General features: G+C 41.5%; 16 protein-coding genes. All 16 read left to right on the top strand.

Annotated elements, in window-relative coordinates; all coding sequences use genetic code 11:
• Window positions 1–8 precede the first annotated feature (8 nt).
• The 16 genes from J2Z40_RS17480 to spoIID all read left to right on the top strand — a co-directional run bounded on the left by J2Z40_RS17480 (window position 9) and on the right by spoIID (window position 16,575).
• Window positions 9–416, top strand: a complete 408-nt coding sequence (locus tag J2Z40_RS17480; protein WP_066398240.1) for a F0F1 ATP synthase subunit epsilon — start codon at window positions 9–11, stop codon at window positions 414–416.
• Between the two features lie 1,058 nt (window positions 417–1,474).
• Entirely contained in the window at window positions 1,475–1,849 is a 375-nt protein-coding gene (locus tag J2Z40_RS17475) for an NADH-quinone oxidoreductase subunit A (RefSeq protein WP_066398238.1), read from the top strand.
• Window positions 1,840–2,352, top strand: a complete 513-nt coding sequence (locus J2Z40_RS17470; RefSeq protein WP_066398236.1) for a NuoB/complex I 20 kDa subunit family protein — start codon at window positions 1,840–1,842, stop codon at window positions 2,350–2,352. The genes J2Z40_RS17475 and J2Z40_RS17470 overlap by 10 nt, the downstream gene beginning before the upstream one ends.
• Window positions 2,353–2,355: 3 nt before the next feature.
• Window positions 2,356–3,621 (top strand): NADH-quinone oxidoreductase subunit C, encoded by a 1,266-nt coding sequence (locus tag J2Z40_RS17465; protein ID WP_066398234.1) that lies wholly within the window; start codon window positions 2,356–2,358, stop codon window positions 3,619–3,621.
• A gap of 3 nt (window positions 3,622–3,624) precedes the next feature.
• Window positions 3,625–4,725, top strand: a complete 1,101-nt coding sequence (locus J2Z40_RS17460) for an NADH-quinone oxidoreductase subunit D (protein WP_066398228.1) — start codon at window positions 3,625–3,627, stop codon at window positions 4,723–4,725.
• Window positions 4,725–5,735 (top strand): NADH-quinone oxidoreductase subunit NuoH, encoded by a 1,011-nt coding sequence (gene nuoH, locus J2Z40_RS17455; RefSeq protein ID WP_066398226.1) that lies wholly within the window; start codon window positions 4,725–4,727, stop codon window positions 5,733–5,735. The genes J2Z40_RS17460 and nuoH overlap by 1 nt, the downstream gene beginning before the upstream one ends.
• Before the next feature lie 47 nt (window positions 5,736–5,782).
• A complete protein-coding gene (gene nuoI, locus J2Z40_RS17450) occupies window positions 5,783–6,208 on the top strand; it encodes an NADH-quinone oxidoreductase subunit NuoI (RefSeq protein WP_066398224.1) in 426 nt (141 codons plus the stop codon).
• Entirely contained in the window at window positions 6,205–6,726 is a 522-nt protein-coding gene (locus J2Z40_RS17445; protein ID WP_066398221.1) for an NADH-quinone oxidoreductase subunit J, read from the top strand. Before nuoI ends, J2Z40_RS17445 begins: the two co-directional genes overlap by 4 nt.
• Window positions 6,723–7,037, top strand: coding sequence for an NADH-quinone oxidoreductase subunit NuoK (gene nuoK / locus J2Z40_RS17440; RefSeq protein WP_066398219.1), 315 nt, complete (start codon window positions 6,723–6,725; stop codon window positions 7,035–7,037). Before J2Z40_RS17445 ends, nuoK begins: the two co-directional genes overlap by 4 nt.
• A 120-nt stretch (window positions 7,038–7,157) precedes the next feature.
• Window positions 7,158–9,020 (top strand): NADH-quinone oxidoreductase subunit L, encoded by a 1,863-nt coding sequence (gene nuoL, locus J2Z40_RS17435; RefSeq protein WP_066398217.1) that lies wholly within the window; start codon window positions 7,158–7,160, stop codon window positions 9,018–9,020.
• The gene (locus J2Z40_RS17430) at window positions 9,017–10,525 is read left to right on the top strand and encodes a complex I subunit 4 family protein (RefSeq protein WP_066398215.1); all 1,509 of its coding nucleotides are present in this window, start codon (window positions 9,017–9,019) and stop codon (window positions 10,523–10,525) included. The genes nuoL and J2Z40_RS17430 overlap by 4 nt, the downstream gene beginning before the upstream one ends.
• Window positions 10,526–10,531: 6 nt before the next feature.
• Window positions 10,532–12,046 (top strand): NADH-quinone oxidoreductase subunit NuoN, encoded by a 1,515-nt coding sequence (gene nuoN / locus J2Z40_RS17425; RefSeq protein ID WP_066398213.1) that lies wholly within the window; start codon window positions 10,532–10,534, stop codon window positions 12,044–12,046.
• Window positions 12,047–12,548: 502 nt separating this feature from the next.
• A complete protein-coding gene (locus tag J2Z40_RS17420) occupies window positions 12,549–12,785 on the top strand; it encodes a DUF1146 family protein (RefSeq protein WP_066398211.1) in 237 nt (78 codons plus the stop codon).
• A 406-nt stretch (window positions 12,786–13,191) separates the two neighbouring features.
• Window positions 13,192–13,923, top strand: coding sequence for a YwmB family TATA-box binding protein (locus J2Z40_RS17415; protein WP_066398209.1), 732 nt, complete (start codon window positions 13,192–13,194; stop codon window positions 13,921–13,923).
• Window positions 13,924–13,956: 33 nt separating this feature from the next.
• Window positions 13,957–15,270, top strand: coding sequence for a UDP-N-acetylglucosamine 1-carboxyvinyltransferase (gene murA / locus J2Z40_RS17410; protein WP_066398207.1), 1,314 nt, complete (start codon window positions 13,957–13,959; stop codon window positions 15,268–15,270).
• 273 nt (window positions 15,271–15,543) lie between these two features.
• Window positions 15,544–16,575 (top strand): stage II sporulation protein D, encoded by a 1,032-nt coding sequence (gene spoIID / locus J2Z40_RS17405; RefSeq protein ID WP_066399599.1) that lies wholly within the window; start codon window positions 15,544–15,546, stop codon window positions 16,573–16,575.
• The last annotated feature ends 526 nt before the right edge of the window (window positions 16,576–17,101 follow it).

Here is a 17,101-nt window from a genome sequence, read left to right as displayed (position 1 = left end):
GGTAAAAAATGAAGACGATCAAAGTCAGTGTTGTTACTCCCGATGGCCCGGTGTATGAATCGGATGTGGAAATGGTAATCGCTAGGACTCAGAGCGGGGAACTAGGGATTTTACCAGGACATATACCAATGGTTGCACCGTTACAGATTGGAGCTGTCCGTTTAAACAAAGAAGGCAAAACGGATTTCGTAGCAGTAAGCGGCGGCTTTGTTGAAGTTCGTTCAGAACAAGTAACGATTTTAGCGCAATCTGCAGAAGAAGCAGACGAAATCGATATTGAGCGTGCCATCCGTGCGAAAGAGCGTGCCGAACAACGCCTGCATGAACAAAAGCGTGAGAATATAGACTTCAAACGTGCCGAGCTTGCATTACAACGTGCGGTTAACCGTATTACTGTTTCGGAAAAACATTTGTAAGAATATACGACACCTCCCAGTTACTGGGGGGTGTTTTTGTTTTTCTCAGAAATACTGTAATGAAAGAAATTGATCTAGTAAAGAGTTTAGCAGGTGGAGAGATGATGAACAAAAGCGAAAAAGAACTCGCTCCAAGTGTCCATCATGCGAGTGATGATGGACAAAAGCGAAAATGAATCCGATCAGAGTGTCCATCATGCGAGAGTTGATGAACAAAAGCGAGAAAAAACCCGCTCCAAGTGTCCATCATAGGAGAGATGATGGACAAAAGCGAAAAGGAATCCGCTCCAAGTGTTCATCATAGGAGAGATGATGGACAAAAGAGAGAAAGAATCCGCTCCAAGTGTCCATCATTGGAGAGATGATGAACAAAAGCGAAAAAGAACCCGCTCCAAGTGTCCATCATGCGAGAGATGATGGACAAAAGCGAAAAGGAATCCGATCAGAGTGTCCATCATGCGAGAGATGATGAACAAAAGCGAGAAAGAACCCGCTCCAAGTGTCCATCATACGAAAGATGATAACAAAAAGCATATACCTTACGCTGATCAACTTCAAAAACAACCTCTTAAGTCAAAAATAATTGGAAGTTTTACGTGTTCGGATTATCGTGAAAAATTATGAACATTTGTTGACATTTCTCACTGACAAATGGGTGGTTATCAATTTTAATAGTAAATGAAATAGGAGGGCATAAACGTCGATTATTCTAGTTCGTTCTAAAGGAATCTGTTCACAAGTATGTTTATCTATGAGATGTAATAAAAATGGTAAATTAAGTAGTGCTGCTAAATTATGATGGTGAAAAAGGGAAGGATTTTAGGGTCAGAAATGAAGAACATGCGTATAAGTCTTCTCAATTTCTGCTTCCTTAGATTCTGTGAAACTTCACTATTTTCAAGCAATCTTGTAGGTGCTAAAATACTCATTATTTGACAGGCGAAGGATTTTCCAATAATATACTAGGGTTTGTCGACACAAAAATGGAAGAGTGCTATAATGGTTACGGTTACAAATATTGAAGAATTGAAAATTTTACAACATTGGAGGGGATAGACATGGAAATGCTAAATTTATATCAAAATAACTATTTGATCGTGTTTGTATTCCTATGTCTGGGGATTTTATTGCCAGTGGTGGCACTGTTTATCGGAAAGCTCTTACGTCCGTATAAACCGATTAAAGAGAAGTACACCACATATGAGAGCGGACTCGATCCAATCGGTGATTCCAGGGTGCAGTTCAATGTTCGCTATTATATCTTTGCACTAATGTTTGTTATTTTTGATGTGGAGACGGTCTTTTTGTATCCTTGGGCAGTTGCGTACGAAAAACTCGGAATCTTTGCATTAATCGAAATGATGATTTTTGTATTTATGCTTGTCATCGGGCTTATTTATGCTTGGAAGAAGAAGGTGTTGAAATGGATCTAAAGTTGGAAAACATCCCAGAAGAAGATATGAAGGAAATTCAAAGAACGGTATTTATGTCAACTCTAGAACAAATTAAAGCTTGGTCACGTAGTAATTCGCTATGGCCGATGACTTTCGGTCTAGCATGTTGTGCGATTGAGATGATGCAAGCAAGTAATGCGCACTATGATTTAGAACGTTTTGGTACATTCTATCGTAACTCCCCTCGCCAATCAGATGTAATGATCGTTTCAGGTACTGTTACGAAGAAAATGGCACCCATTCTCCGCAGATTGTATGATCAAATGCCAGAACCGAAATGGGTTATTGCGATGGGTTCTTGTGCGACGGCAGGAGGTCCTTATGTGAAGTCCTATTCAGTTGTAAAAGGGGTCGATCAACTCGTACCCGTTGATGTATACATACCTGGATGCCCTCCAAATCCAGCTGCATTAATCTATGGAATAAATAAATTAAAAGAAAAGATCCGTTACGAGGCTAAGACTGGGAAGAAGGTGATCTAACCTATGAGCGGGGAAAAAGACTTAGACCAACTAAAGAAAGAAGCAGCCGCGAAAGCAAAGGCTGCCGCACTAGCAAAAATGAAGGCAAAAGAGCAAGGAGAGGCCCAGGAAGAAAGCCAATCCGAAGACCTTGATATCGCAAAGCAAAAAGCTGCTGCAGCCGCGAAAGCAAAGGCCGCCGCACTAGCAAAAATGAAGGCAAAGGAACAAGCTGATGCCCAAGAAGAAGGCGTACCAGAAGACCTTGATGCAGCCAAGCAAAAAGCTGCTGCCGCCGCGAAAGCAAAGGCCGCCGCACTAGCAAAAATGAAGGCAAAGGAACAAGCTGATGCCAAAGAGGAAGGCGTACCAGAAGACCTTGATGCAGCCAAGCAAAAAGCCGCTGCCGCCGCGAAAGCAAAGGCCGCCGCACTAGCAAAAATGAAGGCAAAGGAACAAGCTGATGCTAAAGAGGAAGGCGCACCAGAAGACCTTGATGCAGCTAAACAAAAAGCTGCCGCAGCCGCAAAAGCAAAGGCCGCTGCTGCCGCAAAGGCAAAAGCAGCTGCACTAGCAAAACAAGCGGGTGGAGCGGGAGATGACGAAAAGGCGAAGGCGATTGCCGCTGCAAAAGCAAAAGCTGCCGCTGCAGCTAAAGCGAAAGCCGCTGCAAATGCAGGAGGCGGAGCAGGTGACGATGCAAAGGCGAAAGCAATCGCAGCAGCCAAGGCAAAGGCCGCCGCAGCCGCTGCCGCGAAAGCAAAAGCAGGTGGGGGAAGTGCGAAGGCTGATCCAGTAGAAGAAAAGCCATCACCAAATCAACCATATCTAGATAAATATATGAAAGTTATTGAAGAGCATCTTGGCAAGGATCTAATCGAAGATTCCTATATTAATAGACTTTCTAAAGATGTTCCAACAATCATCGCAAAGCCAGAAAGCTATTTTAAAATGGCAGAGTTTTTGAAATATAATGAGCAGTTAGGCTTTGATTACTTATCAGAATTGCATGGCTCGGACTTTGAGACACATATGGAAGTGTATGTGCACCTCTATTCCTTTAAAAACAGTCAATCAGTCGCATTAAAGGTGAAGCTTGACCGCGATGAGCCAGTTATTGACTCATTAGAGCCACTATGGGCAGGGGCAAACTGGCCTGAATGTGAAGCATATGATTTGCTAGGAATTAAGTTTACAAATCACCCGAACTTACACCGCATCATGCTCGGTGAAGACTGGGTTGGTCATCCACTTAGAAAAGACTATGAACCGTATGATGTGGAGGTGTAACAGATGTTGCGAACAGAAGAAATGCTTTTGAACGTAGGACCTCAGCATCCAAGTACGCACGGTGTTTTTCGCCTCGTCTTAAAAATTGATGGGGAAACCATTGTAGAAGCAAAGCCAGTCATCGGCTACCTTCACCGCGGAACAGAAAAATTGGCTGAAGATCTTCAATATACACAAATCATTCCTTATACAGACCGAATGGACTATGTATCAGCAATGACGAATAACTATGTGATCTGTCATGCGGTCGAAACGATGATGGATATTCAAGTGCCTGAACGTGCGGAATATCTACGAGTAATTGCGATGGAGCTCGGTCGAGTAGCTAGTCATCTCGTATGGTTTGGAACGTTCTTGCTTGACCTTGGGGCAACAAGTCCACTCCTTTATGCATTCCGTGAAAGGGAAAGTATTATTAATCTACTAAATGAACTTTCTGGCGCTCGTCTGACTTTTAACTATATGCGTGTTGGTGGCGTCAAATGGGATGCACCAGAAGGCTGGGTAGACAAAGTAAGAGAATTCGTTCCTTACATGCGTGAGCAATTAAAAGGCTATCACTCACTCGTGACAGGCAACGAGATATTTACGAATCGTGTAATCGGTGTTGGCACATATACGAAAGAGGATGCGCTGAACTATTCGCTAAGTGGAGCCAATCTCCGCTGTACAGGTGTGAAATGGGATCTTCGGAAAGATGAGCCATATTCGATATATGACCGCTTTGATTTTGATGTTCCTGTCCGTGAAACAGGGGATGCATGGGCACGCTATCATGTGCGCTTAGATGAAATTGAAGAATCATTGAAAATTTTAGAACAGGCATGTGAACAGTTCCCGGCAGAAGGAGCGATTCTAGCTAAAGTGCCGAAGATTATTAAAGCGCCAAAAGGGGAGGCTTTTGTTCGAATCGAGTCCCCTCGTGGAGAAATTGGCTGTTATATTGCTAGTGATGGCAAGAAAGAACCATATCGCCTGAAATTTAGAAGACCATCATTCTATAATCTTCAAATTCTCCCTAAGCTACTTGAGGGAGAGACAATTTCAAACTTAATTTCCATACTAGGAGCAGTTGATATTATCCTAGGGGAGGTGGATGGCTAATGGTCGAAGAGTTATTGCATTCCCAGGCGGGGATCTTAAACTTTGGGATCTTCTTTTTACTCGCAGTCGTTCTACTATTCGTTATTTTAGGATTTGTTACATATGCAATCTTGGCAGAACGGAAGGTTATGGGATTTATGCAGCTCCGTCAAGGGCCGAACCAGGTCGGTGGACGCTGGGGATTACTGCAGACTGTAGCGGACGTTTTAAAGCTTCTTCTAAAAGAAGATACAATCCCAAAGCTTGCAGATAAACCATTATTTATTATTGCACCTGTGATTGCATTCGCACCATCCTTTATTGTAATGGCAGCTATTCCATTTACAGATAAGTTCCAATTTGCAGATCTTGGTGTTGGCTTGCTTTACTATGTGGCCATTTCAGGATTGACGACAATTGGTATGTTGACAGGTGGATGGGCATCCAACAATAAGTATGCCCTCCTCGGTGGGATGCGTGCAGCAGCACAAATGATTTCCTATGAAATTCCATTAGTTATGTCAGTCATCGGAATTGTCCTTTTAACTGGCAGCTTAAACTTAAATGATATTGTCGCTGCTCAAGAAAATGTTTGGTACATCGTTCTTCAGCCGGTTGCTTTCATTATTTTCTTGATTGCATCTGTTGCGGAGTTAAATCGTGTGCCATTTGACCTTCCAGAAGCCGAGAATGAGCTTGTTGCAGGTTTCCATGTTGAATACTCTGGATTCCGCTGGGCGATGTTCATGCTTGCAGAATATGTGTATATTTTTGCAATGGCATCATTAACGACTGTTCTATTTCTAGGTGGGTGGCATCCGCTGTTCTCATTCCTAGGCTTTATTCCAGGAGCTGTCTGGTTTGCGCTTAAGTTCATGTGCGTGTTTTTCCTATTACTCTGGTTCCGTAGTACGTTCCCGCGTATTCGGGCAGATAAATTAATGGAGTTTGCCTGGAAGATCCTCTTGCCAATTGCTTTAGCGAATATTTTCTTAACGGCAATCATCAAGGAAATTTTAAATTTGTTCTAAAAAATTGCAGCTTGAAAAGCTTACTTTAACCGTAAGGGGTGAAAAACATGCTTGGATTTGGATTAGCAAAAGGCCTAAAGTATACCCTTAAAAATTTAACAAAAGAAAAACCGACGTATGAATATCCAAAAGAACCACTTCCATTGCCAGACCGCTTTCGTGGCATTCAAAAGTTTTATCCAGAAAAATGTATCGTTTGTAATCAATGTTCGAATATTTGTCCGACCGATTGCATCCAACTAACTGGAAAAAAACACCCAGACCCAACGAAAAAGGGAAAAATCATTGATACGTATGATATTAACTTTGAAATCTGTATTCTATGCGATTTATGTACAGAAGTTTGTCCAACAGAAGCGATCATTATGACAAACAACTTTGAATTAGCAGAGTACAGCAGGGATGAGCTCTTTAAAAACCTTGAGTGGCTGGATGAAAATGACGAGAGTGTTCGGAAGGTGAATAAACCATGACGTTTTCAGGTGAATTATTAGCATTCATGTCACTTGCATTAGTTGCAATTGCTGGAGGTGTGCTCTTACTAAATCTGAACAAGGTTGTCCATATGGTCATCGCACTTGTGTTCACATTTGTAAGTATCGCGGGGATCTTTATCCTGCTTTCAGCTGAATTTCTTGCATCTGTACAAATTTTAATTTACTCCGGTGCAATTACGATCATTATGCTATTCGGGATTATGTTAACCCGTCATAGTGAGACGAATGTACCGAAAACAGGACGCTTGCGGAAGCTGCTATTATTCCTTGGCATTCTGGGCTTTGGCTTTGCTTTTTATATCGGGATTTATAATCTTGATTTCGGGCAAGAGGCAGCCGACTTGCATGTGAATAATACGGAGCAAATTGGGATTGCGCTTTATTCAAAATACATTATTCCATTTGAATTAACATCAGTCCTCTTACTGGCAACACTTGTCGGAGCGATTATCTTGGCAAAGTCGGATGATAAGAAGGAGGCGGAAAAGGAATGAGTTCAGTTCCACTTTCACTCTATTTAGCGCTTGCTTTAATCCTTTTCTGTATCGGATTGTATGGCGCATTAACGAAGAGAAACATTATCATTGTTTTAATTTCGATTGAATTGATGCTCAATGCAGTAAATATAAACTTAGTCGCATTCAGTAAATTTGGTGTCATGCCTTCCATTACAGGTCAGATTTTTGCCCTCTTCGTAATGGCTGTTGCTGCGGCAGAGGTAGCGATTGGCGTAGCTATTCTAATCGCCCTATATCGTAATCGAAACACCGTTAATATTGATGAAGTGAATACATTGAAAAACTAGAGGCACCCATAAAAAAGAGGAAGTCGAGTAATCGACTGACCTTCCACCTCTAGTAATCTAACACGTTGACTCTATTCACTATACAAAACTATAAACGTGTTCAAAAAGGGGATTGTGATATTGATGGAGAATGCATGGATCATACCGCTTTTCCCGCTTTTATCGTTTTTGTTCCTTATCTTTTTCGGCAAACGGCTGAAGGATGCAAGTGCCTATATAGGAATTCTCCTTTCTCTTGCATCATTCGTCTATTCCTTGTTGGTGCTGTTTGAAAGATTTACATCGCCCACACATAAGGCAGAGTCGGTTTGGTTAACGATAGGGGATGTTCAGTTAACAGCGGGTTTTGAAGTGAATCAATTAAATGCGTTAATGCTGGTGATCGTATCGCTCGTCAGTTTCCTAGTACATACTTATTCAAAAGGTTATATGCACGGTGATGAACGCATTCATGTGTATTATGCGTATCTCGGCTTATTTACCTTTGCGATGCTCGGGTTGGTGCTCTCACCAAACCTTCTACAAACGTATATTTTCTGGGAGCTTGTTGGATTAGGTTCATTCTTATTAATTGGCTTCTACTTTTATAAGGACGAAGCGAAGAGGGCGGCCAAGAAGGCGTTCATTATGACGCGTATTGGGGATGTTGGCCTATTAATCGGGATGATTCTATTATTCTGGCAAGCTGGAAGTTTCGAATATGATGAAATCTTTGCTGCAGTAGAAGCAGGGGCTATTTCGTCCACAATGATTACATTAACAGCGATTTTAATTTTTATCGGAGCGATGGGGAAATCAGGTCAGTTCCCGCTTCATACATGGCTTCCTGATGCAATGGAAGGTCCGACACCAGTTTCTGCTTTAATCCATGCCGCAACAATGGTTGCTGCAGGTGTCTACTTAGTCGCTTCACTGTTCCCGCTCTTTACAGCGAGTGAGACAGCATTGATGACGGTTGCGATAGTTGGAGCATTTACTGCTATTTTTGCAGCAAGCATCGGGCTTGTTCAAAAAGATATTAAAAGAGTGCTTGCCTTTTCAACAGTGAGTCAGCTTGGCTACATGATGCTTGCATTAGGGTCAGCGGGCTATGTTGCAGGTGTATTCCACTTAATGACACATGCTTTCTTTAAAGCATTGCTATTCCTTGCAGCAGGTAGTGTCATTCATGCTGTACACACACAGGATATTGAAAAAATGGGCGGATTATGGAAAAAGCTTCGCGTAACAGGTCCATTATTCTTAATCGGTACACTTGCAATCAGTGGGGTTCCATTATTTTCTGGATTCTTTAGTAAGGATGAAATCTTAATTGCTGCCTGGGCACATGGAAATACGGTTCTGTTCTGGTTAGCAGTTGTTGCTGCGTTTTTCACAGCATTTTATATGTTCCGCCTTTTCTTCATGGTGTTCGCAGGGGAGTCCCGTACGGACATGAAGCATGTGAAGGAGTCACCAAGTGTGATGACGATTCCAATGGTTGTTCTTGCTGTTCTTGCTGTAGTGGCAGGTTATGTGAATACACCTTGGTTCGGTACATTCCTTGGCGATTGGTTAACTGACGGAAATCCTGCACTTGGGCATGGACATATTGAAGGTCCGGCTTGGATTATGATTGTCGCAACGATTGTCTCATTATTAGGAATTTTCCTTGCATGGTTGATTTACAGCAAGCGATCTCTTGCACGAGATTGGCTAGGTGCTTCCACACTATATAATGTTTTGTACAATAAGTACTACATCGATGAATTGTATGAGGTGACGATTTTAAAAGTAACAAAGGGAATCAGTGTGCTTCTTCGTTTCATTGAAACCTTCCTAGTAGAAGGCATTGTAAAAGGGGTTGCAGGTGCTGTTTCTGGTCTAGGTCATGTAGGAAGCAAGTTCCAAAATGGACAGATCCAGCGATACGGGACAGTCGCATTTATTGGCGTAGCCATTCTAATCGTCGTATTCACTGTAACAGGGGGGTATTTGAAATGAACGTCGCTTATTTATCCATCTTAGTTTTCTCCCCTTTACTCGGTATTCTTGCTTTATTGCTTGTTCCAAAGGCAAATGAATCATTGATCAAAATTGTTGGATTATTAGCTACTCTACCGGCCTTGCTTATGTCACTTGTCGTCTTTTTTCAATATCGAACAGGGGCATCGCTAGCAAGCTTCACAGAGGAGTATAAGTGGTTTCAATTCGGTGATCCAAGTACATTAGGCGATTTATTCTCGATTAAATACGAATTAGGGATTGATGGATTTTCGCTAGTGATGCTTGTATTAACAGCGATTCTCTCAACGCTAGCAGCCATTGCTTCAATTTATATTAAGAAGGAATGGAAAGGCTACTTCATGCTATTTCTTCTATTAGAAATCGGCATGCTCGGCGTATTTGCTGCTGAAAATTTAATTCTATTCTTTATCTTTTTCGAAATCACGCTTATTCCAACCTTCTTCCTTATCGGGAAATGGGGGTATTTTGAGAAGGAAAAAGCAGCATTTAGTTTCTTGATTTACAATGGATTAGGTTCAGCCGTCCTATTGATCGTCATAATGGTGCTTTTTGCTCGCACAGGCACTTCGAATATTGAAGGATTAACAGCCATTATTGCTTCAGACAGCCAACATTTACTGTTATCAGCTGGAGCGAAGATGGGCTTGCTTGTCGCCTTGCTCATTGCTTTCGGAGTTAAGCTCCCGATTTTCCCGCTTCATAGCTGGATGGTTCGTGTCCACGTGCAAGCGTCTCCATCTGTTGTTATGCTTCACGCCGGGATTCTGTTGAAAATTGGTGCATACGGGATTATCCGTTTTGGAATGGGAATTTTCCCTGATCAATTCCAAGAGATAGCCGTTGTTATCGCTGTTCTCGGTGTTGTGAATTTACTATACGGTGCATTTCTAGCACTTGTTCAAATCGATTTCAAAATGGTGCTTGCTTATTCATCCATCTCCCACATGGGAATTGTCTTAATTGGCTTGGGTGCATTAAATGAAGCAGGTATTCAAGGGGCCATTTTCCAAGTGGTCTCACATGGATTAATTGCAGCACTACTATTCTTCCTTGTTGGTGTATTCTATGAGCGTCTCCAAACGTCGAATATTCCAAACCTTGGCGGCATGGCGAAGGGAATGCCAATTACAGCAGGGTTCTTACTTGCAGGGGCAATGGCATCACTAGGAATGCCAGGTATGTCTGGATTTGTCAGTGAATTTATGGCTTTCCTCGGCTTATTTAAAGAAATGCCGATTCTTGCAGCTGTGGGGGCATTGGGAATTATTTTAACAGCTGTCTATCTTCTGCGTGCGGTGCTTGGCATTACGTACGGAAAGACGCAGCGGGATTTTGCAGGAATAACTGATATACGCCGTGCAGAATGGATTCCTGCCTTAGTTCTAATGGGAATCATTGTGTTAATTGGTGTATATCCGAGTGTACTTACAGAGCCACTCACATCAACACTAGAAACGATCATGTTAGGGATTGGAGGGTGATGAAGGATGGATCTCGAAACTTTACTATCATTTAAATGGGGCATCATGACACCTGAGTTCATCATCCTCGGTGCAATTACATTACTTTCATTACTAGATTTATTCATGCCAAAGACGGTCAATCGAAAGCTTCTTGGCTGGCTTGGTTTAGCAGGAATTCTCGGTGCGCTTGTTTCATTAGTCACGCTTATTGGCAATGGACCAGAATCGATTCTATTTGATACATTCCGCTTAGATTCGTTTGCGATCGCCTTCAAGCTTTTGTTATTGATTGGGGCAGCGCTCGTATTCTTAATTGCAACAAGCTACGAAACGAAGGAAGGGCTGGATGAGTATAGAGGGGAATTTTACTACTTATTCCTAGCAGCCTTGCTTGGTGCGATGATGATGTCATCGAGCGGTGATTTAATCACTCTATTTATTGGTCTTGAGCTTCTGTCCATTTCTTCTTATATTCTTGTTGGGATTCGGAAGAAAAATCGCCAGTCCAATGAATCGGCAATGAAATATGTGATTAATGGAGGGATTTCTACATCCTTCACATTATTCGGAATGAGTTATGTATACGGCTTAACTGGGACAACCAACTTGCTTGATATGGCAAGACATGTGGTGATGTTAACCGATTCTCAGCATATTTATTTATTAGGTCTTGCCTTCTTTATGATTTTCATTGGGCTATCCTTTAAATTAGCAACGGCTCCATTCCATATGTGGGCACCTGATGTGTACCAAGGAGCAGCAACACCAGTTACCGCGTTCTTAAGTGTTGTTTCGAAAACAGCTGGATTTATCCTCATTGTCCGTATTTTGATGGTGATTTTTTACAATATCCCATCAGAAGGACTTGGCACGATGCCGCTTCTCTTGAAGCTGCAGGATTATCTCGCATTTTTGGCTGCGGCTACAATGATTATCGGGAACGTGATTGCATTACGTCAGAAGAACATCAAACGCCTATTTGCCTACTCAAGTATCGCACAGGCTGGTTACCTGCTCGTTGTCGTAACCTCGATGTCGGCCTTCTTATTTGATACACTTTGGTTTTATCTAGGGGCATACTTATTTATGAACCTAGGGGCATTTGCAATTATCCAGCTTGTCACTCAAAAGGCTGGGTCTGAAGATATTAGCGAATTCGCTGGTTTGTATCGGAAAGCGCCATTCCTTGCGATTGCCATGGCTGTCTTTATCCTTTCCTTAGCAGGGATTCCAGGAACAGCCGGATTTATAGGGAAACTAAACATATTCATGGGGGCACTAGTCACAGAGCCATCCCATTATGTCCTCGTTTCCATCATGATTGCAACAACGGTTGTATCCTATTTCTACTATTTCGGCGTCATGGTCCAAATGTTCTTTAGACCAGCAGTCGAACAGGTGAAATTCAAGCTTCCTGCAGGACTTGGCGTAGTGATTGGAATTTGTTTATTCGCAACGATTCTTTTCGGGGTTGCACCAAACATTGCACTCGATTTCCTACAGACGAACTTTAATCAATTTAGTGATTTTTTTCAGTAAGTAATGATTCGAACAAAGGGTTCTCTATAAGGGGTTAAATGATGAAGGAGGGGCGATACGGGTCCCTCCTTTTTATAATGGGTCTCGTTATCTGTCTGAGGTGTAAATATGCTACTATGGGAATGGTTGGAGTAACTGAATGGATTAACGATTTCTAAATACAAGACTCTGTTAAAACTGACTGTTGATTTGACAATGTTTGAAAAATAAGCGGAGAAATTCCGGCTATATTGGGAAATACTTCTATTTCCCTAAAAATAAGCGGAGTTTTTCCGCCTATTTGGTCTAAATCGATGGATTTTTCCTTTTTTAGAGCAGTTAACCGGAATTGTTCCGCTTATTTTCGCTTTTTAAGCGATTTTTTTTACAATAACCGGAATTATTCCGCTTATATTTAGCTTCTTGCGCTTTCTGGGCAAAGATCCTCCGTGTGTGAATGCTCGAAAATCAACAGAGCTAAATATAAAAATGAAGCATATACAAAATAAGGGGGTGTCAGCTCATGATTGCTGGATTTGGACAACAGGCATTAATAAGCATTATGTCGCATCTTGTTTTTATTGCGCTCGCTTGGTGGGCGCTGCAAGCATTGCGGATTGATCAAATTTTAAAACCGAACAGAGTATTTCAAGCGAGAGTATTATACATATTATTATCCATTGTGATCGGCTCATCCGTAAGTAACTTTTTCTTAGACTATCTCCTATGGTCACAACAACTGCCAATGATTCTACAGTAGAAATTGGCCATTTTGTCGATTTCTCTCTATGTAATATAGGTCTTCGTACATGTTTTCATTCATCATATTATTAAGTACAATTCTATTTGTTATGCTTATTTTTACAAAATGTTAAAGATTAGCGCAATAGCACTATCCCGCCAAAAGGTGGCCGGCTTACCTAGAGTATTATCTGGGGGTGAGCAAGCCGCTTGTGCTTTTGTCTGTCTAGCTCCAGCGGCTACCCCCTCGAGTCATAAGCCGTTCTGGCTAGAAGGTTAAAGAACAACCTTCCATCCAGCCCGTCTTATGCTTATCGGGAGTGAGCAAGCCGCTTCCACTTTTCTATTTGTCAAAAAGTGACGACTTTTCCCAAGTATGCTCTTCTTCTCACTGGAAACAATGGTAGTAAGGGGAGGAGTTACACTTGAAAAAGATAAAAACAATCGTAGCAGCATTTGGAATGATCGGTTTTATTCTGTTAAGTATTGGAAATCAAGTAATAGAAGCAGATGGTGAGCTTGATTTATTGAAAATAGCAGCAATTTTGCAGAACGAGAATATTATGATCAATGAATGGTCTTTACATGCAAGAGAAAAAATGGAAAGTCTTCGTAATCAAAAGGAAATTAGCGAATATACAGAGGAACTTAAAGCGCAATTTTCTGATTGGGAATGGTCGGGGAATCCATTCGAATCTGTCGCTGTTTTAGAGCTTGCTGATGTAACTGAAACAATAAAAATTCTTTCTACCCCCATAAATGGTCAATTTGAAACGTATGTCATTTATGAGGCAATTGGACAGGATTGGAATCAGCAAATCGAACAAACAATCGGCCAAAAAACAGCTGACAGAATATCTGACATATTTCGGGGGAATCCCACAACTTTCTCTTGTATCAAAGGCGGATTCAATGATAGAATGAATAGGAGTTTGTCAACGGAAATACAGCACTTATTAACTGTCTTTCAAGCAAAGGAAATCGAATCATTAAATGAAGATGACTTTATTTCAAGCTCCGCTTATTCGACAATGTTCTCAGACGCTGTCGACATAGGTGAACAGGATATGAATTTACAACTAGGGATACGAAATCAGGGATTGGGCGGAGAGACTACCCTTGTAGTTGGCACACCCATCATAACGATTGAATATTAATATAGAGAAAATGGACGCGGAGGGGAATACACTTTGGAAAAAATCATCGTCCGCGGCGGCAATAGGCTAAGCGGTACTGTTAAAGTAGAAGGAGCAAAGAATGCTGTCTTACCGGTTATCGCCGCAACATTATTAGCAAGTGATGGAAAAAGCGTAATTCGTGATGTACCTACTCTCTCCGATGTATATACAATCAATGAAGTGTTACGCTATTTAAATGCCGAAGTGGCGTTTAAAGACAATAACGTTACTGTAAATGCATCACGAGAGTTAAGTGTTGAAGCGCCTTTTGAATATGTACGCAAAATGCGTGCATCCGTATTAGTGATGGGATCATTATTGGCTAGAAATGGCCGTGCACGAGTGGCTTTACCTGGTGGCTGTGCCATTGGTTCTCGTCCGATTGATCAGCACTTAAAGGGCTTTGAAGCAATGGGTGCGACTGTTAAAGTAGGAAATGGTTTTATTGAAGCAGAAGCTCCAGATGGTCGCTTAAAGGGAGCTAAGATCTATCTTGATTTCCCAAGTGTAGGAGCAACTGAAAATATTATGATGGCTGCTACCCTTGCAAAAGGAACAACGATTCTAGAAAACGTGGCAAAGGAACCTGAAATTGTTGATCTTGCCAATTTCTTGAATAAAATGGGTGCAAAGGTTAGAGGCGCTGGAACGGGTACGATTCGTATCGAAGGCGTTGATGTCCTTTTTGGTGCAGAGCATCATATTATTCCTGATCGCATTGAAGCAGGTACCTTTATGGTTGCTGCTGCAATTACTGGCGGGGATGTACTTATCCAAGGTGCAGTTCCTGAGCATTCTACATCTTTAATCGCGAAAATGGAAGAAATGGGTGTTGTTTTTATCGAAGAAGCTGAAGGGATCCGTGTGTTAGGACCTGATAAATTAAAGGCAGTCGATATTAAAACAATGCCACATCCAGGATTCCCAACAGATATGCAATCACAGATGATGGCTTTGCTTCTTCACGCAAAGGGCACAAGTGTGATTACTGAAACTGTATTTGAAAATCGTTTCATGCATGTGGAAGAATTCCGCCGAATGAATGCCGATATTAAAATTGAAGGACGTTCAGTAATCATGAATGGTCCGTCTAATCTGCAAGGTGCTGAAGTAGCGGCAACTGATCTACGCGCAGCAGCTGCCTTGGTTTTAACTGGATTAGTCGCAGATGGTGTGACACGTGTGACTGAATTAAAGCATTTAGACCGTGGCTATGTAAATTTCCATCAGAAGCTTGCCGCACTAGGTGCAGACATCGAACGCATCACTGAAAAAGAAGAAATTATTGTCAATGAACAATCATATATAACAGATTTAAATGCATAATTTTAAAATCACGCATCACCTAGCCTGTCAGACCTCTGACTAGGACGGTGATGCGTTTTTGTATTTTTCAAGTGTGTTGTTGGACAAGAAGAGCCGAGAAGTTCACGTCAAGAGGATAAACAAACGGAGGCAGAAATGAAGTTTGAACATCCTCTTTAAGCAAAATCCTCGCAAATTCTTGTCATATTAGCCTGTCCAATCCCATAAGAATGAATGAGACGGGGCTACCTGGAGTTTTTCAATTACATTCTTATGGAGGCTTAAATCATGAATATACCAAAAGTCAAACCTATCATCGTACTAGCCGCATGCTTATTCGTTATCACTCTACTCATCCCAACCTTATTAGTGCTTCCTTTTACAGAGGATCAGGCGACAGGGAAGCTTGGGGAGCGATTGAAGGAGAAAGAGGTGCCAGCAGACCAAACCGTTACTTCCTCGGGTCCACAAGTCGATATTACAGTCTTTCGAATGAAGAAAAAGGAAACGATTACCCTTCCACTTGAAGAATACCTTGTCGGAGTCGTTGCTTCAGAAATGCCAAGAGAATTTGAGAAGGAAGCTCTAAAGGCACAGGCATTAGCTGCAAGAACATACATTGTCAATCAAATGCTAAATGATAATAAATCAGAGCTACCAGGCGGTGCCGTTGTGACAGACACGATTGATCACCAAGTATACAAAGATGAAGCCGAATTAAGAGTCGCATTCAAGAGTGATTATGATTGGGCGATCAAGAAAATTAGAGAAGCTGTAAATGAAACGAGTGGTCAAATTATCACATACAATGATGCGCCAATAGATGCAAGCTTCTTTTCAACGAGCAATGGCTATACGGAAAATTCAGAAGCAATATGGCTAACCCCCCTTCCTTATTTAAAAAGTGTAGAAAGCCCATGGGATCTTCAATCACCAAAGTTTGGCGGTCAAGAAGTATTTACGATTGCTGAATTCGAGGAAAAGCTTGGAGTTAAACTCCCAAATGACAGCACAATCGGTAAGATAACCGAACGAACGGCTGGCAAGCGTGTCGGTACCGTCGAAATAAATGGCAAAGTGATTAAAGGGAGGGACATCAGAGAAAACCTCAAACTAAAATCCACAGACTTCACATGGGAACGCAAAGGGGACAAAATTATTATTCATACAAAAGGGTACGGCCATGGAGTCGGCATGAGCCAATACGGCGCAAACGGCATGGCAGAGGAAGGGAAAAACTACAAAGATATTATCACCTATTATTATCAAGACGTAGAAATCACCGCAGCAGACAGCATTTTAACGAAAGTGCTGGCAAAAAAATAAGATAGTTTCGTTAGTAGTGCGGTTTAGGGGTAGAAAAATAAAAGAGATAAGAGTTCAGCAAGCGGATTTAATTCGCTTGCTTCTTTTTTATCGAAAAAGGTTTTTGCATAGGTTATAACCAATAGGCAATAGCTATTGGATAATGATAGAAATTAGTTGTTTCTCTTATCTAGCTGATCGATGGGGATCAGGTTGAGCACCCAAGCAGATTAATAAGCGGAAAATTTCCGCTTATTTCGTAATTATTAATAAAAACAGCCCAAATAAGCGGAGAAACTCCGCCTATTGTCTTGAAAAATTCAAAAATAAGGGATTTTTCATTGAATAGGCGGAAAAATTCCGCTTATTTTGAAATTATTAATAAAAACAGCCCAAATAAGCGGAGAAACTCCGCCTATTGTCTTGAAAAACTCAAAAATAAGGGATTTTTCCACTAGTCTTGCAAAAGACTTACAAAAAAATGGGGATTAATAGTATGTATTATTTTACAGGCATAAAAAAATCTCCTATTGTATTAATATAGACG

The sequence above is a fragment of the Cytobacillus eiseniae genome, assembly GCF_017874625.1.
Lineage (GTDB): Bacteria > Bacillota > Bacilli > Bacillales > Cytobacillaceae > Cytobacillus > Cytobacillus eiseniae.
The sequence above is the reverse complement of the archived record's forward strand: the minus strand, read 5'-3'. Positions and strand labels throughout refer to the sequence as shown.